This window comes from Streptomyces sp. KR55 (genome assembly GCF_052245645.1).
Lineage (GTDB): Bacteria > Actinomycetota > Actinomycetes > Streptomycetales > Streptomycetaceae > Streptomyces > Streptomyces flavusporus.
Genome location: NZ_JBQQCE010000123.1, coordinates 1 through 22,237 on the forward strand (window position 1 = coordinate 1; position 22,237 = coordinate 22,237).

General features: G+C 69.6%; 20 protein-coding genes and 1 pseudogene. 2 read left to right on the plus strand and 19 right to left on the minus strand.

The genetic code is table 11. The features are described 5' to 3' along the window. The 8 genes from alaS to ACTWQJ_RS19610 all read right to left on the minus strand — a co-directional run. A partial coding sequence (gene alaS, locus ACTWQJ_RS19575; protein ID WP_443307919.1) for an alanine--tRNA ligase occupies positions 1-2,417 on the minus strand: 2,417 nt, incomplete at its 3' end. After that, entirely contained in the window at positions 2,417-2,767 is a 351-nt protein-coding gene (locus tag ACTWQJ_RS19580) for a hypothetical protein (RefSeq protein ID WP_385261445.1), read from the minus strand. The genes ACTWQJ_RS19580 and alaS, both read right to left, overlap by 1 nt. A 9-nt stretch (positions 2,768-2,776) precedes the next feature. Then, a complete protein-coding gene (locus ACTWQJ_RS19585; protein WP_165396151.1) occupies positions 2,777-3,211 on the minus strand; it encodes a DUF948 domain-containing protein in 435 nt (144 codons plus the stop codon). A 198-nt stretch (positions 3,212-3,409) separates the two neighbouring features. Next, positions 3,410-4,024 carry a 30S ribosomal protein S4 gene (rpsD, locus tag ACTWQJ_RS19590; protein ID WP_189699697.1) on the minus strand — a complete coding sequence of 205 codons (615 nt, stop codon included), beginning with the start codon at positions 4,022-4,024 and terminating at the stop codon, positions 3,410-3,412. 343 nt (positions 4,025-4,367) lie between these two features. Then, the gene (locus ACTWQJ_RS19595; RefSeq protein WP_443307920.1) at positions 4,368-5,723 is read right to left on the minus strand and encodes a replication-associated recombination protein A; all 1,356 of its coding nucleotides are present in this window, start codon (positions 5,721-5,723) and stop codon (positions 4,368-4,370) included. Positions 5,724-5,770: 47 nt separating this feature from the next. Next, on the minus strand, positions 5,771-6,427 hold the full coding sequence (locus ACTWQJ_RS19600; RefSeq protein ID WP_443307921.1) for a vitamin K epoxide reductase family protein: 657 nt from the start codon (positions 6,425-6,427) through the stop codon (positions 5,771-5,773). Positions 6,428-6,601: 174 nt separating this feature from the next. Then, positions 6,602-7,864, minus strand: coding sequence for a histidine--tRNA ligase (gene hisS / locus ACTWQJ_RS19605; protein WP_443307922.1), 1,263 nt, complete (start codon positions 7,862-7,864; stop codon positions 6,602-6,604). Between the two features lie 13 nt (positions 7,865-7,877). Continuing rightward, positions 7,878-8,585, minus strand: a complete 708-nt coding sequence (locus ACTWQJ_RS19610) for an MBL fold metallo-hydrolase (protein WP_443307923.1) — start codon at positions 8,583-8,585, stop codon at positions 7,878-7,880. A gap of 250 nt (positions 8,586-8,835) precedes the next feature. On the opposite strand from ACTWQJ_RS19610, the gene ACTWQJ_RS19615 reads away from it, so the two are divergent. Both ACTWQJ_RS19615 and ACTWQJ_RS19620 read left to right on the plus strand, forming a co-directional pair. Continuing rightward, positions 8,836-9,654, plus strand: coding sequence for a peptidylprolyl isomerase (locus ACTWQJ_RS19615; RefSeq protein ID WP_443307924.1), 819 nt, complete (start codon positions 8,836-8,838; stop codon positions 9,652-9,654). A 134-nt stretch (positions 9,655-9,788) separates the two neighbouring features. After that, positions 9,789-11,018, plus strand: coding sequence for a DUF349 domain-containing protein (locus tag ACTWQJ_RS19620; RefSeq protein WP_443307925.1), 1,230 nt, complete (start codon positions 9,789-9,791; stop codon positions 11,016-11,018). 78 nt (positions 11,019-11,096) lie between these two features. Here the strand turns inward: ACTWQJ_RS19620 and ACTWQJ_RS19625 are convergent, their stop codons facing one another. The 11 genes and pseudogenes from ACTWQJ_RS19625 to ACTWQJ_RS19675 all read right to left on the minus strand — a co-directional run. Then, positions 11,097-13,676 carry a RelA/SpoT family protein gene (locus ACTWQJ_RS19625; RefSeq protein ID WP_443307926.1) on the minus strand — a complete coding sequence of 860 codons (2,580 nt, stop codon included), beginning with the start codon at positions 13,674-13,676 and terminating at the stop codon, positions 11,097-11,099. A gap of 229 nt (positions 13,677-13,905) precedes the next feature. Then, positions 13,906-14,454 carry an adenine phosphoribosyltransferase gene (locus ACTWQJ_RS19630; protein ID WP_443307927.1) on the minus strand — a complete coding sequence of 183 codons (549 nt, stop codon included), beginning with the start codon at positions 14,452-14,454 and terminating at the stop codon, positions 13,906-13,908. After that, positions 14,451-15,554, minus strand: a complete 1,104-nt coding sequence (gene secF / locus ACTWQJ_RS19635; RefSeq protein ID WP_443307928.1) for a protein translocase subunit SecF — start codon at positions 15,552-15,554, stop codon at positions 14,451-14,453. Before secF ends, ACTWQJ_RS19630 begins: the two co-directional genes overlap by 4 nt. 1 nt (position 15,555) lies before the next feature. After that, complete coding sequence (secD, locus tag ACTWQJ_RS19640) at positions 15,556-17,292, minus strand: protein translocase subunit SecD (RefSeq protein ID WP_443307929.1); 1,737 nt, start codon at positions 17,290-17,292, stop codon at positions 15,556-15,558. 132 nt (positions 17,293-17,424) lie between these two features. Continuing rightward, a complete protein-coding gene (yajC, locus tag ACTWQJ_RS19645) occupies positions 17,425-17,916 on the minus strand; it encodes a preprotein translocase subunit YajC (protein ID WP_443307930.1) in 492 nt (163 codons plus the stop codon). Between the two features lie 164 nt (positions 17,917-18,080). After that, complete coding sequence (ruvB, locus tag ACTWQJ_RS19650) at positions 18,081-19,157, minus strand: Holliday junction branch migration DNA helicase RuvB (RefSeq protein ID WP_443307931.1); 1,077 nt, start codon at positions 19,155-19,157, stop codon at positions 18,081-18,083. Between the two features lie 86 nt (positions 19,158-19,243). Next, complete coding sequence (gene ruvA, locus ACTWQJ_RS19655) at positions 19,244-19,849, minus strand: Holliday junction branch migration protein RuvA (RefSeq protein WP_443307932.1); 606 nt, start codon at positions 19,847-19,849, stop codon at positions 19,244-19,246. Beyond that, positions 19,846-20,391 (minus strand): crossover junction endodeoxyribonuclease RuvC, encoded by a 546-nt coding sequence (gene ruvC, locus ACTWQJ_RS19660; RefSeq protein ID WP_443307933.1) that lies wholly within the window; start codon positions 20,389-20,391, stop codon positions 19,846-19,848. The genes ruvA and ruvC overlap by 4 nt, the downstream gene beginning before the upstream one ends. A 202-nt stretch (positions 20,392-20,593) precedes the next feature. Next, the gene (locus ACTWQJ_RS19665; protein WP_224737020.1) at positions 20,594-21,346 is read right to left on the minus strand and encodes a YebC/PmpR family DNA-binding transcriptional regulator; all 753 of its coding nucleotides are present in this window, start codon (positions 21,344-21,346) and stop codon (positions 20,594-20,596) included. 48 nt (positions 21,347-21,394) lie between these two features. Continuing rightward, entirely contained in the window at positions 21,395-22,003 is a 609-nt protein-coding gene (pdxT, locus tag ACTWQJ_RS19670; protein ID WP_385511416.1) for a pyridoxal 5'-phosphate synthase glutaminase subunit PdxT, read from the minus strand. 12 nt (positions 22,004-22,015) lie between these two features. After that, positions 22,016-22,237, minus strand: a pseudogene (locus ACTWQJ_RS19675) (pyridoxal 5'-phosphate synthase lyase subunit PdxS); the annotation flags it as partial.

Below are 22,237 nucleotides of genomic sequence, written 5' to 3' on the forward strand. Positions count from 1 at the left end.
CGGCCGCGCACGTCGAGGACCAGCTTGCGCAGGTCGTCGGCGGTGGTGCCGTCCGGGACCTGGCCGGTGACCAGGGCGACGCCGCGCACGTCCTTGGCGGAATCGGCGAGGCCGGCGGCGGCCTGGAGCACCTTCTCGGCGCGGAACTTCTCGATCTCCTTCTCGGCGTCCTTCAGCTTGCCGAGCATGGTGGAGACCTTCTCCGGCAGGTCCTCCGGGCGGCCCTTGAGCAGCTCGGTGAGCTGGTTGACGACCGTGTGCTCGCGGGCGAGGAAGTTGTAGGCGTCCACGCCGACCAGGGCCTCGATCCGGCGGACACCGGAGCCGATGGACGACTCGCCGAGCAGCTTCACCAGGCCCAGCTGGGCGGTGTTGTGCACATGCGTGCCGCCGCACAGCTCCTTGGAGAAGTCGCCGATGGTCACGACGCGCACGCGCTCGCCGTACTTCTCGCCGAACTCGGCGATGGCGCCCTGCTTGCGGGCCTCGTCGATGCCCATGATGTCGGCGCGCACGTCGAGGTCGCGGGCGAGCACCTCGTTGATCTTCTGCTCGACGTCGGTCATCACGGCCGTCGGTACGGCGGACGGCGAGCCGAAGTCGAAGCGGAAGCGGCCGGGCTGGTTCTCGGAGCCGGCCTGGGCGGCCGTCGGGCCGAGGGCGTCGCGCAGAGCCTGGTGGGTGAGATGGGTGGCCGAGTGGGCGCGGGCGATGGCCTTGCGGCGCCGGTTGTCGATCGAGGCCTGAGCCTTGGCACCGACCGTCACCTCGCCGACCTGGACGACGCCCTTGTGGACGTACACGCCCGGGACCGGCTTCTGGCAGTCGCGGACCTCGATCACGGCGCCGGTGTCGACCTTGATCCGGCCGGTGTCGCCGATCTGGCCGCCGCCCTCGGCGTAGAACGGCGTGCGGTCGAGGACGATCTCGACCTCGTCGCCCTCGGTGGCGGCCGGGGAGGAGACGCCGTCGACGAGGATGCCGACGATCGTGGACTCGCCCTCGGTGTCGGTGTAGCCGATGAACTCGGTCTCCCCGGCGCTGTCGGCGATCTCGCGGTAGGCGCCGAGGTCGGCGTGGCCGGTCTTCTTGGCCTGGGCGTCGGCCTTGGCGCGCTCCCGCTGCTCCTTCATCAGGCGGCGGAAGCCGTCCTCGTCCACGGATAGGCCCTGCTCGGCGGCCATCTCCAGGGTGAGGTCGATCGGGAAGCCCCACGTGTCGTGGAGCAGGAAGGCCTTGTCGCCGGGCAGAACGGTGGAGCCGGCGGCCTTGGTGTCGGCGACGGCGGTGTCGAGGATGTTGGTGCCGGCCTTCAGCGTCTTGAGGAAGGCGTTCTCCTCGGCGAGGGCCACCTTCTCGATGCGCTCGCGGTCGGTGATGAGCTCGGGGTACTGCTGGCCCATCATGCCGATGACGACGTCGATCAGGTCCTTGACGACCGGGCCGGTGGCACCGAGCAGGCGCATGTTGCGGATGGCGCGGCGCATGATGCGGCGCAGGACGTAGCCGCGGCCCTCGTTGCCGGGGGTGACACCGTCGCCGATGAGCATCACGGACGTGCGCATGTGGTCGGTGACCACGCGCAGGGAGACGTCCGAGTCGTGGGCGTCGCCGTAGCGCACGCCGGTCAGCTCGGTGGCCTTGTTGATGACGGCCATCGAGGTGTCGATCTCGTACATGTTCTGCACGCCCTGCAGAATCATGGCGAGCCGCTCCATGCCGAGGCCGGTGTCGATGTTCTTGCTCGGCAGCTCGCCGAGGATCTCGAAGTCCTCCTTGCCGGTGCCCTCGCCACGCTCGTACTGCATGAAGACGAGGTTCCAGATCTCCACGTACCGCTCGTCGTTGACGGCGGGGCCGCCCTCGACGCCGAACTCGGGACCGCGGTCGTAGTTGATCTCGGAGCACGGGCCGCACGGGCCGGGGACGCCCATGGACCAGTAGTTGTCCTTCTTGCCGAGGCGCTGGATGCGCTCGGCGGGCACGCCCACGACATCGCGCCAGATGCGCTCGGCCTCGTCGTCCTCGAGGTAGACGGTGATCCACAGACGCTCGGGGTCGAGGCCGTAACCGCCCTTGTCCTGGGGCGTGGTGAGCAGCTCCCAGGCGTACTTGATGGCGCCTTCCTTGAAGTAGTCGCCGAAGGAGAAGTTGCCGCACATCTGGAAGAACGTGCCGTGCCGCGTGGTCTTGCCGACCTCTTCGATGTCGGGTGTGCGCACGCACTTCTGCACGCTCGTGGCGCGGGCGTAGGGAGGCTTGACCTCGCCCAGGAAGTAGGGCTTGAAGGGCACCATGCCGGCCGGGACGAGGAGCAGAGTCGGGTCGTCCGCGATGAGCGACGCCGAAGGGACGACGGTGTGCCCGCGCTCCTCGAAGAAGCTCAGCCAGCGGCGGCGGATCTCAGCCGACTCCATCAGTGGTCCTCATTCCGGTTGTACGAGTACGTCGTGCTGTCGATGACGTACGTCTTCGGCTTGTTGCGGTTCTCGATGGCGGCATACCGCCGCAGCGTGGGGAGTTCGGGGTCCTCGTGGATGCCGAGCGCCTCCCCCAGCTCGGCCTCCCGCTGGGCCATGTTGTCGCGGACGTCGAGGGCGAAGCCCACCGCGCGGTCCTTGAGCCGGTGGCCCGCGTCGATCGCCTTGTTCGCGGCCGTGGCGGCGAGGCTCTCGGGGGTCAGCTGCTTCAGCTTGCGGTTGACCTTGGTGGTGGCCCACACTCCGGCGGCGACACCCGTGGTGAACCAGAACGTACGGCGGAACATCGCTAGGTCTCAGTCCTTCTTCCGCTTCGCCCGCCGCGCGGCCGGGACGGTCCGGCCCACGATCACGGTACGCCTCGACGTCCTGGCGGGCACGTCCTCCTTGCGGCCGCCGAGGGCCCGGCGTACGCCGTAGCCGAAGGCGGCGACCTTGACCAGGGGCCCGCCGAACGTGGAGGCGACGGTCGTCGAGAGCGCGGACGCGTTCGACGTGACCTCCTGGACGTCCGAGGCGATCGCGTCGACCCGCTCGATCTGGGTCTGTGCGGAGCGCACCGCCGCGGAGGCGTCGGCCAGCAGCGGGACGGCCTGGTCGGTCACGTCCGCCACGAGCTTGGTGGTCGCCCTGAGCGTCTGGGCCAGCCTCGCGAGTGCCACCGCGAGGAAGGAGACCAGGATCGCCCAGAAGACGGCCACCAGGATCCCGGCCACCTCTCCACCGGACACTGCGCACCCGCTCCCTGAAACGTGCCTGAACCCTGAACATCGAAAAAGTCGTGCACCGAGCCTATCGCGCCGGGGCTGGGACTCCGTACCGGATTACGGCCCGGCGGCGGGCGGGCGCCGCGTATGCGGAAGCCCGCCGCCTCGCCCGCCCGGAAGGGCGGGGAGACGACGGGCTGAGGTACTGCCTGCCGGCTGGGATCAGCGGGCGTAGTACTCGACGACGAGCTGCTCGTCGCAGATCACCGGGATCTCCTTGCGGTTCGGCTCGCGGTCCAGGCGGAACGCCAGGGCCTTGAGGTTCACCTGGAGGTAGCGCGGGGTCTCGCCGTCGGGGGCGAAGCCACCCTCACGGGCGATGGAGAAGAGGGTCTTCTCGCGGCTGCGCTCGCGGACCATCACGACGTCGTCGGGACGGACGCGGAACGACGGCTTGTCGACCTTCTGGCCGTTGACCTCGATGTGGCCGTGAACGACCATCTGACGGGCCTGGTAGATCGTGCGGGCGATGCCCGAACGAAGGACCAGCGCGTCGAGACGACGCTCGAGCTCGACGATCAGGGCCTCACCGGTCTTGCCCTGCACCTTGGAGGCACGCTCGTAGGCGCGGACCAGCTGACGCTCGGAGATGTCGTACTGCGCGCGCAGACGCTGCTTCTCGAGCAGACGGACCTTGTAGTCCGAGTTCTGCTTGCGGCCACGGCCGTGCTCACCCGGCGGGTAGGGACGGGCCTCGAAGTACTTGACGGCCTTCGGGGTCAGCGCGATACCGAGGGCACGCGACTTCTTGACCTTGGGGCGGGACTGGTTCGCCATGAACCAAACACCTCGTGTTTCTTATACGAATACGGCTTCACCAGGGTTAGGGGAGGTCGCATCCGCAGCCGGGGAAACCCGCTGGGTCCGCTCACGGACCTGCCGGGCAGCCGCTCCCCTGGTCTGGGCACATACGTGCAGCACGCGAGTGGCCCACCGACCGCTCCCGGAACTTCGGGTGGTGGTGGGCTGCCCGCGACACCGTTCGCCGGTGCGCGACGCTCCTGGAGATCCCTGCCCGGGGGCCGGGTTCTCCGGCTGGATGTCCCGTTCTGGTGGTGCCGGCTCCCCTTTCGAGGTGCTGGGCACGGGACGCAGCGCTTCGAGCAAGTCTACAGGCTGCTCAGGGCCGCCTGCGACCGAGGTGTTTCCTGGTCCACTCCACGGCGTCCGCGTAGCGTGCCTCGGCGCCGTGCCGGGTCGGTGTGTAGTACTCCCGGTCCTTGAGGGCGTCCGGGGCGTACTGCTGGCCGGCGATGCCCTCGGGCAGATCGTGCGGATAGACGTACCCCTGGGCGTGGCCCAGCTTGGCGGCGCCCTTGTAGTGCCCGTCGCGCAGGTGTGGCGGGACGGGGCCGGCCAGTCCCTTGCGTACGTCGTCCAGGGCGGCGCCGATCGCGGTCGTCGCGGCGTTGGACTTGGGGGCCAGGGCGAGGGCGATGGTGGCGTGGCTGAGCGTGAGGGCGGCCTCGGGGAAGCCGATCATGGCGACGGCCTGGGCGGCGGCGACCGCGATGGGCAGGGCGTGCGGATCGGCGAGGCCGATGTCCTCGCTGGCGGAGATCATCAGGCGGCGCGCGATGAAGCGGGGGTCCTCGCCGGCCTCGATCATGCGGGCCAGGTAGTGCAGGGCCGCGTCGACGTCGGAGCCGCGGATGGACTTGATCAGGGCGCTGGCCACGTCGTAGTGCTGGTCGCCGTCGCGGTCGTACTTCACGGCGGCGCGATCGACGGTCTCCTCCAGCGTCCGGAGCCCGATGTCCGTCTCGCCCTTGTCGAGCGCGGCTCCGGCGGCGGCCTCCAGGGCGGTCAGGGCGCGGCGGGCGTCGCCGCCGGCGATCCGCAGCAGATGGGCCTCGGTGTCCTCGGGAAGGGCGACGGCGCCGTTGAGGCCGCGGTCGTCGGTGAGAGCCCGGCGGATCAGACCGCGTATGTCGTCGTCCGTGAGGGGCTCGAGGGTCAGCAGCAGGGAGCGGGAGAGGAGGGGTGAGATCACCGAGAAGTACGGGTTCTCCGTGGTGGCGGCGATCAGCGTGACCCAGCGGTTCTCGACGGCCGGGAGGAGGGAGTCCTGCTGGGCCTTGCTGAAGCGGTGGATCTCGTCGAGGAAGAGGACGGTCTCCTTGCCGAAGCCGCCGGTGGCGCGGCGGGCGCCGTCGATGACCGCGCGGACCTCCTTGACACCGGCGGTGATCGCGGAGAGCTCCACAAAGCGCTTGTTGGTGGCCTTGGAGACGACGTAGGCGAGGGTCGTCTTGCCGGTGCCGGGCGGGCCCCACAGGATCACCGAGGACGGACCCGCCGGTCCCCCGGCGCCCTCGCCGACCAGTCGGCGCAGGGGCGAGCCGGGCTTCAGCAGGTGCTGCTGGCCCACGACCTCGTCGAGGGTGAGCGGGCGCATCCGCACCGCCAGGGGACTTGCGGTCGGGTCCTTCTCCTGGCGTTCTTCTGCGGCGGCGGTGAACAGGTCGGGTTCCACGCTGAAACCCTAATTCACCCCACTGACAACGCCCCCGGGGCCCGGCCTCAGGCCCAGAGCTGGCTGCCCCAGCGGGTGAGGATCAGCATGACGATGATGCCGACGTGCGTGACCGGCAGCACCCAGGTGAACTCGGCGAAGAATCGCTTGAGGCCGGCGGGGGCCGGCAGGAAGTTGTTCCGGATGTTGAACGACGTCACGTACCAGAACATGACGATCGTGGCGACCCAGGCCAGCGAGCACCACAGGCACAGCGCGTTGATCCGGTACAGCGACTGGAACTGCAGCCATGTGCAGAAGGCGACGCCGAAGAGCGTGCCGACGTTGAAGGTGAGCCAGTACCAGCGCGGGAAGCGGGCCCGGGCGAGCAGGCTCATACCGACGCAGATCACGATGCCGTAGGTGACGAGGCCGAGCATCGGGTTGGGGAACCCGAAGGCGGAGGCCTGGTCGCTCTCCATGACGCTACCGCAGGAGACGATGGGGTTGAGGCTGCAGCTCGGCGTGAACGTCTCGCCCTCGGCCTTGGCTTCGAGGATCTTGAACTTGTCGAGCGTGATGACCCACGCGGCCAGCAGCCCCGCAGCTCCCGTGATCACCAGCAGCAGAGCGAAGGCCCGGCTACCACCGACCGTCCGCGGCTCGGCGGCTGCGCTCTCCGGTTCGGGCTCGGTGGAGACGTCCCTGACTGTCGTCTTGCTCATCACGCCGATTCCGTCACTCGAGGGGGATCTGCTTCCAGCATGGGCCATTGTGCCGCACGCGCCCGTGTGTAAGGCGTTTGCTGAGCATAAGGACGCCGGCCTGCCGTTCGGTTCCGGACATGCGCGAGGGCGCCGGATGCCTCGGAAGACAGCCGACGCCCTCAGCAACGGCAATCAGCCGAGCCGTGCCTCCAGTTCCGCCACGATCTCGTTGACGCCGACCGCCGTCTGTTCGCCGGACTCCATGTCCTTGAGCTGGACGACGCCCTCGGCGAGGTCGCGTTCACCGGCCACGATCGTGTAGCGGGCGCCGCTGCGGTTGGCGTTCTTCATGGCGCCCTTGAGGCCCTTGGCGCCGTAGGAGAAGTCGGCGGCGATGCCGACCTTGCGCAGCTCGGTGACCTTGGCGAACAGCACCCGGCGGGCCTCCTCGCCGAGCGGCACCGCGAACACGCTGGTCGCGGCGGGGAGTTCGAGCTCGACACCCTCGGCCTCCAGGGCGAGCACCGTGCGGTCGACGCCGAGCGCCCAGCCGACGGACGGCAGGGCGGGGCCGCCGATCATCTCCGACAAGCCGTCGTAGCGGCCGCCGCCGCCCACCGCGGACTGGGAGCCGAGACCGTCGTGGACGAACTCGAAGGTCGTGCGGGTGTAGTAGTCCAGGCCGCGCACCAGCTTCGGGTCGTCCTCGAAGGCGACGCCCGCCGCGCCGAGCAGCTCGCGCACCTCCTCGTGGTACGCCTTGCAGGCGTCGCAGAGGTAGTCGCGCAGGAGAGGGGCTCCTGTCAACTGCTTCTGGACCGATTCCCGCTTGTCGTCGAGGACGCGCAGCGGGTTGATCTCCGCGCGGCGCAGCGTGTCCTCGTCCAGGTCCAGGCCGCGCAGGAAGTCCTGCAGCGCGCTCCGGTACACCGGCCGGCATTCCTTGTCGCCCAGGCTGTTGAGCAGGATGCGGAAGTTGCTCAGTCCCAGCGAGCGGTACGCCTGGTCGGCCAGGATGATCAACTCGGCGTCGAGGGCCGGGTCCTCGGCGCCGATCGCCTCGGCGCCGACCTGGGAGAAGTGGCGGTAGCGGCCCTTCTGCGGGCGCTCGTAGCGGTAGTACGAGCCCGAGTACCAGAGCTTGACCGGGAGGTTGCCCGCCTTGTGCAGGTTGGCCTCCAGGGCGGCACGGAGCACGGACGCGGTGCCCTCGGGGCGCAGGGCGAGCCTGTCGCCGCCCTTGGTCTCGAAGGCGTACATCTCCTTGGTGACGATGTCGGTGGACTCACCGACACCGCGCGCGAAGAGCTCGACGTTCTCGAAGCCGGGCGTCTCGATGTAGCCGTAGCCGGAGTTGCGCAGCGGGGCCGCGATCGCCTCACGGACGGCCAGGTACTTGGCGCTGTCCGGCGGGATCAGGTCGTACGTGCCCTTGGGGGCCTTGAAGGTGCTCACGGAAGGTCTCTCGTCACATTCCTCGTCGGGGAGTCCCGGGGACTCCCTGGCCGGCGGCCACCTGCCGCAGATACGGGTTGGTGGCGCGTTCCTGGCCGATGGTCGTCTGGGGGCCGTGGCCGGACAGCACCACGGTCGAGTCGTCGAGCGGCAGGCACACGCGGGCCAGCGAGTCGAGCATCTCGGCCATGTCACCGCCGGGCATGTCGGTGCGTCCGATGGAGCCGGCGAAGAGCAGATCCCCGGAGAAGAAGACCGACGGGATGTCGGCGGTCTCGGGCATCCGGAAGGTCACCGACCCCTTGGTATGGCCCGGCGCGTGCGCGACGGAGAGCTCCAGTCCCGCCAGCTCGAGCCTGACGCCGTCGGCGAGTTCCTCGACGTCGTCGGGCTCCCCCACGGTCAGCTCGCCCATCAGCGGCATCCCGATGGACCGGCCGATGGCCTTCTCGGGGTCGCTCATCATGTACCGGTCCTCGGGGTGGATCCAGGCCGGTACGTCGTGCGCGCCGCAGACCGGGACGACCGAGGCCACGTGGTCGATGTGGCCGTGGGTGAGGACGACGGCGACGGGCTTGAGCCGATGCTTCCTGATCGCTTCCTCGACACCTTCGGCGGCCTGGTGGCCGGGGTCGATGATCACGCACTCCTCACCGGCGGCGGGGGCGACGAGATAACAGTTCGTCCCCCAGGCCCCGGCGGGGAACCCGGCAATGAGCACGATCGTCCTTCGTTTGGGTCGGTACGGGCGGACTTGGCGGCGGCTGCGCCTGACGTCAGAGCCTACCGGCGCTGCCGAATCCTCAGCGAACCCATATACGGTACGGGGCACACGCAGGCGGTCGGCTTCAGGCTCTGTCGGCAGATTCCCGTCGTCCGCCCGGAGGGCGGGGCAGGCGGGAATCTGCCGACAGAGCCTGGGCACGCGCGCGTAACCGGTCGACGTTCGAGACGCATGAGGAGTAAACCCGGTGGTCAGCCAGGAACAGCGGCGGCGTCAGCTCGCCCGGGAGAAGTTCTTGCGGCAGCAGCAGCGGCGCACCGACGCCCGGCGAAAGGCGCGTATGCGCAACGCCGTGATCGCGTCGGCGCTCGGCGTGGTGCTGATCGGCAGCCTCGCGCTGTACACGACCGGCGTCCTCAAGGAGGACGAGAAGACCAACGCGGGGGCGGAGGTCACCGAGAGCTCCTCGCCCGCCAGCCCGCTGCCGGACCCGTGCAAGAAGCCCGCCGCGGGCAAGGTCAAGTCGGAGACCTGGAAGAAGGAGCCGGCGATGACCATCGACAAGTCGGCCGCGTACACGATGAAGCTGGCGACGACGTGCGGTGACATAGACATCGACCTGAAGACGTCGGCGGCCCCGCACACCGTCAACTCGTTCGACTTCCTGGCCGGCAAGGGCTACTTCGACCACACGAAGTGCCACCGCCTGACCACCAACGGCATCTACGTGCTCCAGTGCGGCGACCCGACGGGCAGCGGCAGCGGCGGTCCCGGCTACACGATTCCGGACGAGAATCTGAAGGACAAGAGCCTCAAGGGCAACGTGTACCCGGCGGGCACGGTGGCGATGGCGAACACGGGGCAGGCGGACTCCGGTGGCAGCCAGTTCTTCCTCGTGTACCAGGACAGTCAGCTGCCCCCCAGCTACACACCGTTCGGTACCGTTTCCAAGTCGGGCATGACCGTGCTGAAGAAGATCGCCGCCGCAGGTGAGAGCACGGGCGCCGGTGACGGGGCCCCGAATGCAACGGTCGTGATCAACAAGGCAACCGTCACGAAATCCTGACCGCCAACTGCGGAATTTCGGTCGCGCGGGATGCGGACAGGCAACCCGCCGGTCGCCTATGTTGGCCGTGACGAAACTGTGGACGATGCCCGGGGGCCCGAGGCCCTGCGCAGGCATCATGTGGAGGAGGCGCTGTGAGCAGCGACCCGTGGGGCCGCGTCGACGAGACGGGGACCGTGTACGTGCGTACGGCCGACGGCGAGAAGGTCGTCGGTTCCTGGCAGGCAGGCTCCCCTGAGGAAGCGCTGGCCTACTTCGAGCGCAAGTACGAGGGCCTGGTTGTCGAGATCGGCCTCCTCGAGAAGCGAGTGCAGACGACCGACCTGTCGGCGAAGGACGCCAAGGCCGCGATCGACCATCTGCGCGAGCAGGTCGACGCGCACCACGCGGTCGGCGATCTGGATGCGCTGCGGGCCCGGCTGGACAAGCTGGTCCAGACCGTCGAGGCGCGGCGCGAGCAGCGCAAGGCGCAGCGGGCGCGGCAGGCGGACGAGGCGCGGCACGCCAAGGAGGCGCTGGTCGTCGAGGCCGAGGAACTGGCGCAGTCGGACCAGTGGCGGGCGGCCGGCGAGCGGCTGCGGGCCTTGGTGGACACCTGGAAGGGGCTGCCGCGGCTGGACCGCAAGTCGGACGACGAACTGTGGCACCGCTTCTCGCACGCCCGGTCGGCGTTCTCCAAGCGCCGCAAGGCGCACTTCGCGCAGCTGGACGCGCAGCGCGAGGAGGCCCGCAGGACCAAGGAGCGGCTGGTCGCCGAGGCCGAGGCCCTTTCGGGGTCGACCGACTGGGGTCCGACGGCCGCGCGCTACCGCGAGCTGATGTCCGAGTGGAAGGCGGCGGGCCGCGCCCAGCGCGAGCACGAGGACGACCTGTGGAACCGCTTCCGCGGCGCCCAGGACGTCTTCTTCGCCGCCCGCAGCTCGGTCTTCGCCGAGCGTGACGCGGAGCAGGCGGAGAACCTCAAGCTCAAGGAGGAGCTGGCCGGTGAGGCCGAGAAGATCCTCCCGGTCACGGATCTGAAGGCGGCGCGGGCCGCGTTCCGCTCGATCAACGAGCGCTGGGAGGCCATCGGCCATGTGCCGCGGGATGCCCGGCCGAAGGTCGAGGGCCGGATGCACGCCGTCGAGCGGGCCATCCAGGAGGCCGAGGAGGCCGAGTGGCGCCGCACCAACCCGGAGGCACGCGCGCGTGCCGAGGGTCTGACGGGCCAGCTCCAGGCCGCGGTGGACAAGCTGAAGACGCAGATCGAGCAGGCGCGCGCCCAGGGCAACAACGCCAGGGCCGACAAGCTCGAGCGGGAGCTGGAGGGCCGCCAGGCCCTGCTGGACCAGGCGCTGAAGGGCCTCCAGGAGTTCGGCGGCTGACCCCGACGCCCGGCAGGCATGACAGGGGGCTCCCGTACCGACGTACGGGAGCCCCTCTCTCGTGTCTCTCGTGCGGCTCTACGACCTGCTGCGCGCCGACGTCACCCGGTACACGTCGTAGACGCCCTCCACTCCCCGGACCGCCTTCAGGACGTGGCCGAGATGTTTCGGGTCGCCCATCTCGAAGGTGAAGCGGGAGGTGGCGACGCGGTCGCGGGAGGTCTGGACGGCCGCGGAGAGGATGTTGACGTGCTGGTCGGACAGGACCCGGGTGACGTCGGACAGGAGCCGGGAGCGGTCCAGGGCCTCGACCTGGATGGCGACCAGGAAGACCGACGACTGGGTGGGCGCCCACTCGACGTCGAGGATGCGCTCGGGTTCGCGGGACAGTGACTCGACGTTCACACAGTCGCTGCGGTGAACCGATACACCGCTACCGCGCGTGACGAAGCCGATGATGGGGTCGCCGGGGACGGGCGTACAACAGCGGGCCAGCTTGACCCACACGTCGTCGACGCCCTTGACGACGACGCCCGGATCGGTGCTGGTGCGGCGTTTGCGGCCGCGTCCGCGCGCGGGCGGCACGCTCTCGTCGATCTCCTCGGTGGCGGCCTCCTCGCCACCGAACGCCTGGACGAGCTTCTGGACGACGTTCTGCGCGGAGACATGGCCCTCGCCGATCGCCGCGTACAGCGCGGAGATGTCGGGGTAGCGCATCTCGTGGGCGAGGGTGACGAGGGAGTCACCGGTGAGGATCCGCTGGATCGGCAGGTTCTGCTTGCGCATCGCGCGGACGATGGCGTCCTTGCCCTGCTCGATCGCCTCGTCGCGGCGCTCCTTGGAGAACCACGCCCGGATCTTGTTGCGGGCGCGCGGCGACTTCACGAAGCCGAGCCAGTCCCGGGAGGGGCCGGCGCCGGCCGCCTTGGAGGTGAAGACCTCCACCAGGTCGCCGTTGTCCAGGGTGGACTCCAGCGGGACGAGCCGCCCGTTGACCCGCGCCCCTATGGTGCGGTGGCCGACCTCCGTGTGGACCGCGTACGCGAAGTCGACCGGAGTCGCGCCGGCCGGGAGCGCGATGACGTCGCCCTTCGGGGTGAAGACGAAGACCTCGTTGCGGGAGAGGTCGAAGCGCAGCGACTCGAGGAACTCGCTGGGGTCCTCGGTCTCCTTCTGCCAGTCGAGGAGCTGCCGCAGCCACGCCATGTCGTTGATGGCGGCAGCGTCCTTGCCGGCCTTGCCCGACGGCACCTTGGGCACGTCGGTGCGCACCTTGGAGGCACCGGCCACGGCCTCCTGCTTGTACTTCCAGTGCGCGGCGATGCCGTACTCGGCGCGGCGGTGCATGTCGAACGTGCGGATCTGGAGTTCGACCGGCTTGCCGTTGGGGCCGATGACCGTCGTGTGCAGCGACTGGTACATGTTGAACTTGGGCATCGCGATGTAGTCCTTGAACCGGCCGGGGACCGGGTTCCATCGCGCGTGCACCGTGCCGAGGGCCGCGTAGCAGTCGCGGACGGTGTCCACGAGGACGCGGATGCCCACCAGGTCGTAGATCTCCGCGAAGTCGCGACCGCGGACGATCATCTTCTGGTAGACGCTGTAGTAGTGCTTCGGGCGGCCGGTGACGGTCGCCTTGATGCGGGCGGCGCGCAGGTCCTGCTGGACCTCGTCGGTCACTATCGCGAGGTACTCGTCGCGCTTGGGCGCCCGCTCGGCCACCAGACGCACGATCTCGTCGTACATCTTGGGGTAGAGGATCGCGAAGGCGAGGTCCTCCAGTTCCCACTTGATGGTGTTCATGCCCAGGCGGTGGGCGAGCGGCGCGTAGATCTCGAGCGTCTCGCGCGCCTTCTTCTCCTGCTTCTCGCGCTTGAGGTAGCGCATGGTGCGCATGTTGTGCAGGCGGTCGGCGAGCTTGATGACCAGGACGCGCGGGTCCTTGGCCATGGCGACGACCATCTTGCGCACGGTCTCGGCCTGCGCGGCCTCGCCGAACTTGACCTTGTCCAGCTTGGTGACGCCGTCGACGAGCAGGGCGACCACGTCGCCGAAGTCGCGGCGCAGATCGTCCAGGCCGTACTCGGTGTCCTCGACCGTGTCGTGCAGCAGGCCGGCCATCAGGGTGGCCGGATCCATACCCAGCTCGGCGAGGATGGTGGTGACGGCGAGGGGGTGCGTGATGTACGGGTCGCCGCTCTTGCGCTTCTGGCCGCGGTGCCAGCGTTCGGCGACCTGGTAGGCCTTCTCGATCTGCCGGAGCGTCGACGTCTCGATCTTGGGGTCGTTGCTGCGCACTATCCGCAGCAGCGGCTCCAGCACCGGGTTGTACGGGTTGGCGCGCTGGACGCCGAGGCGGGCGAGGCGGGCGCGGACGCGGTTGGAGGAGCCGGAGCGCGGGGTCTGCGGCGTCGCGGCGGGGCGGATCGGGGGCGTGGGCGCGGGGCGCTCGGCAGATGGGGGTCCCCCCGCTCGAGCGGAGTCGAGAGTGGGGGAGGGCTTGGGGCGCGAGGACTCTGCCGCCTTGGCGACGGGCGCGGACTGGGCGTGCTCCACCGACCCGCGGGTGTCGTTCTTCGTATGCGGCGCGGGTTTGGCCGCGGGCTCCGAGGCGCGCTCGGGCTTGGCGGCGGTCAGGTGCTGGGCCTCGTCTGGCAAGAGGGCTCCTCGTGCGCGATCCGGGTCCCCCGGTCAGGCTCCGGAGATCCCATGGTAGCGATCCTGAGCTCCAGGATCGCCCTCAGACCGATCTGAGGACCATGTACCCCGGTAACACCAGAGGCGGGCTCCGGATTCCTCCGGGCCCGCCTCAGCGGTGTCATACGGGTGGCGTGCGCCTTTCGCCTGCCTTGCACGCCGGTGCCGAGCCGACGTCCTGAACGCCGGCTCAGACGGTGAGGAGCGCCTCCAGCGGTGCCCCGTCGAGGGCCGGTTCCAGGCGGACGCGACCGTTCAGGAACGCCAGTTCCATCAGGACGGCGACGCCCGCGACCTGGGCACCGGCCCGGCGGATGAGCTCGAGGGAGGCCTCGGCGGTGCCGCCGGTGGCGAGGACGTCGTCGACGACCAGGACACGGTCGCCTCCGGTCAGGTCCTCGGCGTGCACCTCGATCTCCGCGGAGCCGTACTCCAGGTCGTACGCCTGGCGGAGGGTGGCTCCGGGGAGCTTGCCCGCCTTGCGTACGGGGATGAAGCCGACGCCGGCCCGGACGGCGACTGGGGCGCCGAGGATGAAGCCACGGGCCTCCAGGCCGACGACCTTCGTGGCGCCGGTGCGCCCGGCGATCTCGGCCAGCGCGTCGGTGAGCGCGGTGAACGCCGCCGGGTCCGCCAGGAGCGGGGTGATGTCCTTGAACATCACGCCCGGCTCCGGGTAGTCGGACACGTCGCGGATGCGGCTGAGCAGCAGCGTCTTGATGTCTGCGAGCTCGGTCATCGGCGCTTCCCCGAGGGTCGGCCGCGGCCCCGGTTGCGGGACGCGGGCTGGTTGCGCGGGCCGACGACGGCCGGGGCTGCGTCCTCGGGCTCGTCGGCGAACGACTCGCCGGCGGTCTCGGCCTCCAGCGGCTCGCCCTTCTCCCGCTTGGCGAGGACGCGCTTCTTCAGGGCCTTCATCTGCGGCTCGCGCTCCTTGAGGTCGGCGACGAGCGGCGTGGCGATGAAGATCGAGGAGTACGCACCGGCCGCGAGACCGACGAACAGCGACAGCGAGATGTCGTTGAGCATGCCGGCGCCGAGGACACCGCCACCGATGAACAGCAGGCCCGCCACCGGCAGCAGCGCCACCACGGTGGTGTTGATCGAGCGGACCAGGGTGCTGTTGATGGAACGGTTGGCGACGTCGCTGTATGTCCAGCGGGTCTGCTTGGTGATCTCCTTCGTCTGCTCCTTGAGGCTGTCGAAGACGACGACCGTGTCGTAGAGCGAGTAACCGAGGATCGTCAGCAGACCGATCACCGTGCCCGGTGTGACCTCGAAGCCGACGAGGGCGTAGATGCCGACCGTGATGGTGATGTCGTGGATCAGGGCGACGAACGCGGCGAGCGCCATGCGCCACTCGAAGGCGATCGCCAGATAGATCACCACGAGGATCAGGAAGATCCCGAGGCCCTGCCAGGCCTTGTTGGCGATCTGGTCACCCCAACTGGGGCCGACCAGTTCGGCGTTGATCCTCTCCGAGTCGACCTTCAGGTCCTCGGCGAGCGTTTCCTTGATCTGGTCCGACCTGTCGGTGTCGATACCGGCGATCTGGATCCGCAGACTGCCGTTGCCGAGCCCCTGGACGATGGCGTCGTGACCGGACGCCTCCTCCGCGTACTCCTCGGCCTGGGAGACCGAGACGGACGTCTTGGGTGTGGTGAAGACGGCACCGCCCTGGAACTCGATGCCCATGTTCAGGCCGCGCACCGCCAGGCCGACGATGGCCGTGATGGTGATCAGGATCGAGATGCCGTACCAGATCTTGCGGTTGCCGACGAAGTCGTAACTGACCTCGCCTCGGTGCAGTCGGGCGCCGAGGTTGCCGAGCTTCGACATCTCACGCCTCCTTCGTTTCGACGGGGGCGGCGGGACGGCGGGTGCGGCGCAGCGGCGGCCGGGCACCGAGTCGCTTCGGGTCGAGACCGGACCACGGGTGGCCGCTGGCGAAGAACTTCCTGCGGGCCATGAGCGTCAGCAGCGGCTTGGTGAAGAGGAAGACCACCACGACGTCCAGCAGGGTGGTCAGGCCGAGCGTGAACGCGAAGCCCTGGACCTTGCCGACGGTGACGATGAAGAGCACCGCGGCGGCGAGGAACGACACGAAGTCGGAGACCAGGATGGTGCGCCGGGCGCGCGGCCAGGCCCGCTCGACCGCGGGACGCAGCGAGCGTCCCTCACGGATCTCGTCCCGGACCCGTTCGAAGTACACGATGAACGAGTCCGCCGTGATGCCGATCGCGACGATCGCACCGCAGACGGCCGGCAGGTTCAGCGCGAAGCCGATGGTCGGGCCGAGTAGCGACATGATCACGTACGTGAGGGCGGCGGAGATCATCAGCGAGAGGATCGCGATGAACGACAGGCCGCGGTAGTAGACCAGCAGGTAGAGGACGACCAGAGCGAGACCGATGGCACCTGCGATGAGACCGGCCTGGAGCTGCTCGCCGCCGAGCGCCGCGGTCACCGTGGTGACGCTGTCCTCCTTGAAGGTCAGCGGCAGGGCGCCGTAGGACAGCATGTTGCCGAGGTTCTCGGCCTCCTGCTGGGTGAAGCTGCCGGAGATCTCGGCGTTGCCGCCGGTGATGGACTGGCTGACGTACGGGCTGGAGACGACCTCGCCGTCGAGGACGATGCCGAACTGGTTCTGCGGGGACTGGTTCTGCGCGAGCTGGCCGGTGATGTCGGCGAACTTCTTGGCGCCCGCGTCGGTGAAGTCCATCTGGACCTTCCAGCCGGCGCCGCTCTGGGTGTCGTAGACGGCCTGGGCCTTGTCGACCTCGGTGCCGTCCACGCCGGCCGGGCCGAGCAGGTACTTGTACCAGACGCCCTGGATCTCACCGCAGCCGACGGTCGACTCCTCGGGCTTGGCGCCGTCGCCGGCCGTGGCGCGGGTCGCCGCCTTGCTGCAGTCGAGGGCCGCGTACTGGGCCTGGAGCTTGCTGTCGTCGGTGGTGCCGCCGCTCGCCGACGGGGAGGCGCTGGGCGAGGCGGACCCCGAGGGCGTGGCGGAGGGGGTGGGGTCGGCCTTCAGTGCGTCGGTGACGGCGCGGCCCTGCGTGGTGGCGGACGCCGAGGGGGTCGCGCTCGCCTTCTCGGAGCCGGACGCCGACGGGCTCGCCGAACCGCTGGTGGAGGCGCTGGGCGAGGGCGACGGCGCGGGGCCACCGGTTGCCTCGGTGGCGAGGACGGGACGGAAGTAGAGCTTGGCAGTGGTGCCGACCTGCTGCCGGGCTTCCTCCGAGTTGGTGCCCTTGGGGATGTTGACGATGATGTTGCGATCGCCCTGGGTCTGGACCTCGGCCTCCGAGACACCGAGACCATTGACACGGCGGTTCATGATGTCGACCGCGGTGTCCATGTTCTTCTTGTTGATCGCGGACTCGTTGCCGTCCTCGGGGACTGCGCGGAGCGTGATGCTCGTACCACCGGCCAGGTCGATGCCGAGACGCGGAGTGGTGTGCCCGGAGGCGAACATGCCCCCGGTGAGCGCCACGATGGCGATCAGGATCAGGGCCAGCGAGCGCCCCGGCTTGCTCTGGGCGCTCGCGCTCCGGCCCTTTTTAGGTGCTGCCACCTTCTCGTACTCCCTCTCGGGCCGCCGCACGCCGGGTCAGCGGGCGAGCGGCCATGACATGGTGTCGGGATCCCGTGCGAGATGCGCATGTCCCGGGGCGCGCGAGCCCGGCCCGCGCCTTCCGGGACATGACTACTTCGCGTCGGAGTCGCCGTCGGTCTTCTTCGGCTCGTCGTCCGTCTCGGCCGCGGTGCTGTCGGAGGGCTCCTCGTCCGCGTCCTTCTTGCCGAGGTCGACGGACTTGTCGGCGGAGGCGGCGGCGTCGGCGGACTCGTCGGTCTCGGTGAGGGAGGAGGCGTCGTCCGGGACGGAGTCCGCGTCGGACTTCAGGTCGTGCTCGATGCCGTGGACGATGCGGTTGTACTCGTCGTCGGAGAGCACGGCACCGATCGAGTTCTTCGCAAAGAGGAGCTCGACGCCCGGGCCGGCGTCGAGGAGGACCGTGTCCTCGTTGACCTCCTTGACCGTTGCGTACATGCCCCCGATGGTGCGGACGCCGGAACCGGGCTGCATCTGATTCCGCATGTCGACGGCCTGCTGCTGCTTCTTCTTGGCCGAGCGGGTCATCAGGATCATGGCCCCGATGAGCACGATGAACGGGAGGAGGGTCACGAGGCTATTCACGGGACGAATTTTCCTTCGCACGACCGCGCAGGTGAGCGGCCTGATGGATGGGGGTATGTCTGCCGCCGGGGAAGGCGGCATCGGCGGAGTCTAAGCGAGTCCGCGCGCATGGAACAACGCTCAGCATGGCACCGGGGTTCCTGGTCCGGCCAATGCCCTCGCCGTCACGCCCCGAACAGGTCCTGTTGTCCGTTTCCCGCGGCTCCCGTGCGGGGCGGGGTGAGGCCGAGATGCGCCCATGCCGCGGGGGTGGCGACGCGGCCGCGCGGGGTGCGGGCCAGCAGGCCCTCCCGTACGAGGAAGGGCTCGGCGACCTCCTCGACGGTCTCGCGCTCCTCCCCCACCGCGACGGCGAGCGTGGACAGGCCGACCGGTCCGCCGCCGAACAGCTTGAGCAGGGCTTCGAGCACGCCGCGGTCGAGGCGGTCGAGTCCGCGGGCGTCGACCTCGTACACCTTCAGCGCCGCGCCCGCGATCTCGCGCGTGATGATCCCGTCGGCCTTGACCTGCGCATAGTCCCGTACGCGGCGCAGCAGGCGGTTGGCGATACGGGGGGTCCCGCGGGAACGGCCGGCGATTTCGGCGGCACCGTCGGCCTCGATCTCGACGTCCAGCAGGCTCGCGGAGCGGTGGATGACGCGCTCCAGCTCGGCCGGCTCGTAGAACTCCATGTGCGCGGTGAAGCCGAAGCGGTCGCGCAGCGGGGGCGGCAGCAGTCCTGCGCGTGTGGTGGCGCCGACCAGGGTGAACGGCGGCAGCTCGAGCGGGATGGCCGTGGCGCCGGGGCCCTTGCCGACGATGACGTCGACACGGAAGTCCTCCATCGCCATGTAGAGCATCTCCTCGGCGGGCCTCGACATGCGGTGGATCTCGTCCAGGAAGAGGACCTCGCCCTCCTGCAGGGAGGAGAGGATCGCCGCGAGGTCACCGGCGTGCTGGATGGCGGGGCCGGAGGTGATGCGGATCGGGGCACCCATCTCGGCCGCGATGATCATCGAGAGGGTGGTCTTTCCGAGGCCGGGAGCGCCGGAGAGCAGCACATGGTCGGCGGTGGCGCCACGCGCGCGTGCGGCGCGCAGAACCAGGTCGAGCTGCTCGCGGACCTTCTCCTGGCCGATGAACTCGTCCAGGTCCTTGGGTCGCAGTGCGGCCTCGACGGCCTGGTCCTCACGGTCGGCGACAGAACCCACCAGCCGCTCCGCGGCGGCGGCGGGGGTGTCGGTCGTGTCGTCCCAGTTCACTGAAATTCTCCTGCGGTGGGCGGTTTCCGGCTTCTCGGGGGCGATTTCAGGACGCCTCTGTCCCGTGCCCTGCACGGTGCCCCTCGTCAGCGGGCTCTGTTGAGCGTCTGCAGGGCGGCCTTCAGCAGCCGGCCGACCTGGGGGGTGCCGTCGGCAGCCTCGGCCTGCGGGGCGACCGCGGCGACCGCCTCGTCGGCCTCGCGGGTGGCGTAGCCCAGGCCGATCAGGGCGGCGTGCAGCTGGTCGCGCCAGCCGCCGGTGACCGGGGTGCCGGCCGCGGGGGCGCCGATCGGCTCGCCCAGACGGTCCTTGAGCTCCAGCAGCAGCTTCTGGGCGCCCTTCTTCCCGATGCCGGGGACGGCGATGAGGGCCTTCTCGTCGCCGGTCGCGACCGCGCGGCGCAGGGCGTCCGGGGTGTGCACGGCGAGCATCGACTGTGCCAGGCGGGGGCCGACACCGCTCGCGGTCTGCAGCAGCTCGAAGACCTGGCGCTCGTCGTCGTCCGCGAAGCCGTACAGCGTCAGGGAGTCCTCCCGTACGACCAGGGAGGTGGCGAGCTTGGCGGGTTGGCCGATGCGGAGCGTCGACAGCGTGTTGGGCGTGCACTGGACGGCCATGCCGACGCCGCCGACCTCGACCACCGCGGCGTCGGGGGCGAGGGCGGCGACCGTGCCGCTGACGAAGGCGATCATGCCGTACGGCCTTTCGGTGCTGTTGCTTGTGCGGTGTGCAGGGCGACGGCCTGTTGGAGCCGGTTCTGCGCGGGGGCGCGCCAGATGTGGCAGATGGCGAGCGCAAGGGCGTCGGCGGCGTCGGCGGGCCTGGGCGGCGCGTCCAGCCGCAGCAGGCGGGTGACCATGGCGCCGACCTGGGCCTTGTCGGCACGGCCGGTGCCGGTGACGGCTGCCTTGACCTCGCTGGGGGTGTGCAGGGCGACGGGGATGCCGCGGCGGGCGGCGCAGAGCATGGCGACGGCGCTGGCCTGGGCCGTGCCCATCACCGTGCGCACATTGTGCTGGCTGAACACCCGCTCCACGGCGACGAATTCGGGCCGGTGCTCGTCGAGCCACTGCTCGATGCCCTGCTCGATGGCGACCAGGCGGTGCCCGAGGTCGGCGTTGACGGGCGTACGGACGACGCCGACGCCGAGCATCGTGAGCGGCCGCCCGGGCACCCCCTCGACGACACCGACACCGCACCGGGTCAGCCCCGGGTCCACCCCGAGTACCCGCACGGGCCCCTCCCTTCTGCGCGGCTGAACCGCCGCCGCTCTCGCGGACCTGGCTGAGCACCGTCGGGGTTCCTCAATTGCTGGTTGCGGTCCGTGGACGGTGATCTTTCGACTGTGCCAGGCTATCCGCTGCCACTGACAGCAGCGGCGGGCCGGTGGGATGCATCCCCACCGGCCCGCCGAAATCGCGGCTCGCGCGGCAGCGTTACGCGCCGACCTTCTCCATGATGTCGTCGCTGACGTCGAAGTTGGCGAAGACGTTCTGCACGTCGTCGCTGTCCTCGAGCGCGTCGATCAGCTTGAAGATCTTCTTGGCGCCCTCCTCGTCCAGCTCGACCTGCATGGTCGGGACGAAGTTGGCCTCGGCGGAGTCGTAGTCGATCCCGGCGTCCTGCAGAGCGGTGCGGACTGCGACCAGGTCGGTGGCCTCGCTGATGACCTCGAAGTTCTCGCCGAGGTCGTTGACCTCCTCGGCGCCCGCGTCCAGGACGGCACCCAGGACGTCGTCCTCGGTCAGCTCACCCTTGGGGACGATGACGACGCCCTTGCGGTTGAACAGGTACGACACGGAGCCCGGGTCGGCCATGGAGCCGCCGTTGCGGGTCATGGCGACGCGGACCTCGGAGGCGGCGCGGTTGCGGTTGTCGGTGAGGCACTCGATGAGCACCGCGACGCCGTTCGGGCCGTAGCCCTCGTACATGATCGTCTCGTAGTCGGCGCCACCGGCCTCCAGGCCGGCGCCGCGCTTGACCGCGGAGTCGATGTTCTTGTTCGGAACCGACGACTTCTTCGCCTTCTGGATGGCGTCGTACAGCGTCGGGTTGCCCTCGGGGTCGGCGCCGCCCATACGGGCCGCGACCTCGATGTTCTTGATCAGCTTCGCGAAGAGCTTGCCGCGCTTGGCATCGATCACGGCCTTCTTGTGCTTCGTCGTGGCCCATTTAGAGTGGCCGGACATCTGCCTGTCTCCTTCGCGTAACCCATCTCTGCAACGACGCCAGAGATCCTACAAGGACTCCGCTGTCCGGTTCGCGCGCACCATGTCCACGAAGAGGCTGTGCACACGGTGGTCGCCGGTCAGTTCCGGGTGGAACGACGTGGCCAGCGCGTTGCCCTGACGGACCGCGACGATGTGGCCGTCGTGCTCGGCGAGCACCTCGGCCTCGGCGCCGACGGACTCGACCCAGGGGGCGCGGATGAAGACGCCCTCCACAGGATCGCCCGCGATGCCCTTCACGTCGACCGCTGCCTCGAAGGACTCGTTCTGCCGCCCGAAGGCGTTGCGGCGCACGATCATGTCGATGCCGCCGACGGTCTCCTGACCCGAGCGCGGGTCGAGGATCTTGTCGGCGAGCATGATCATGCCCGCGCAGGTGCCGTAGACGGGCATGCCGTCCCGCACGCGCGCGCGGAGGGGCTCCATCACGCCGAACAGGACGGCCAGCTTGGAGATGGTGGTGGACTCGCCGCCGGGGATGACGAGGCCGTCGACCTCGGCGAGCTCTTCGGGGCGCCGCACCGGCCTGGCCACGGCGTCGGCCGCGGCCAGGGCGATGAGGTGCTCCCGTACGTCGCCCTGGAGGGCCAGGACGCCGATGACGGGGGTGTGGCTCATGGGTGTGGTGCCTTACCAGCCGCGGTTGGCGTAGCGCTCGGTCTCGGGGAGGGTGTCGCAGTTGATGCCGACCATGGCCTCGCCGAGGTTGCGGGACGCATCGGCGATGATCTTCGGGTCGTCGTAGAAGGTGGTGGCCTTCACGATGGCGGCGGCACGCTTGGCCGGGTCGCCGGACTTGAAGATGCCGGAGCCGACGAAGACGCCCTCGGCGCCGAGCTGGCGCATCAGGGC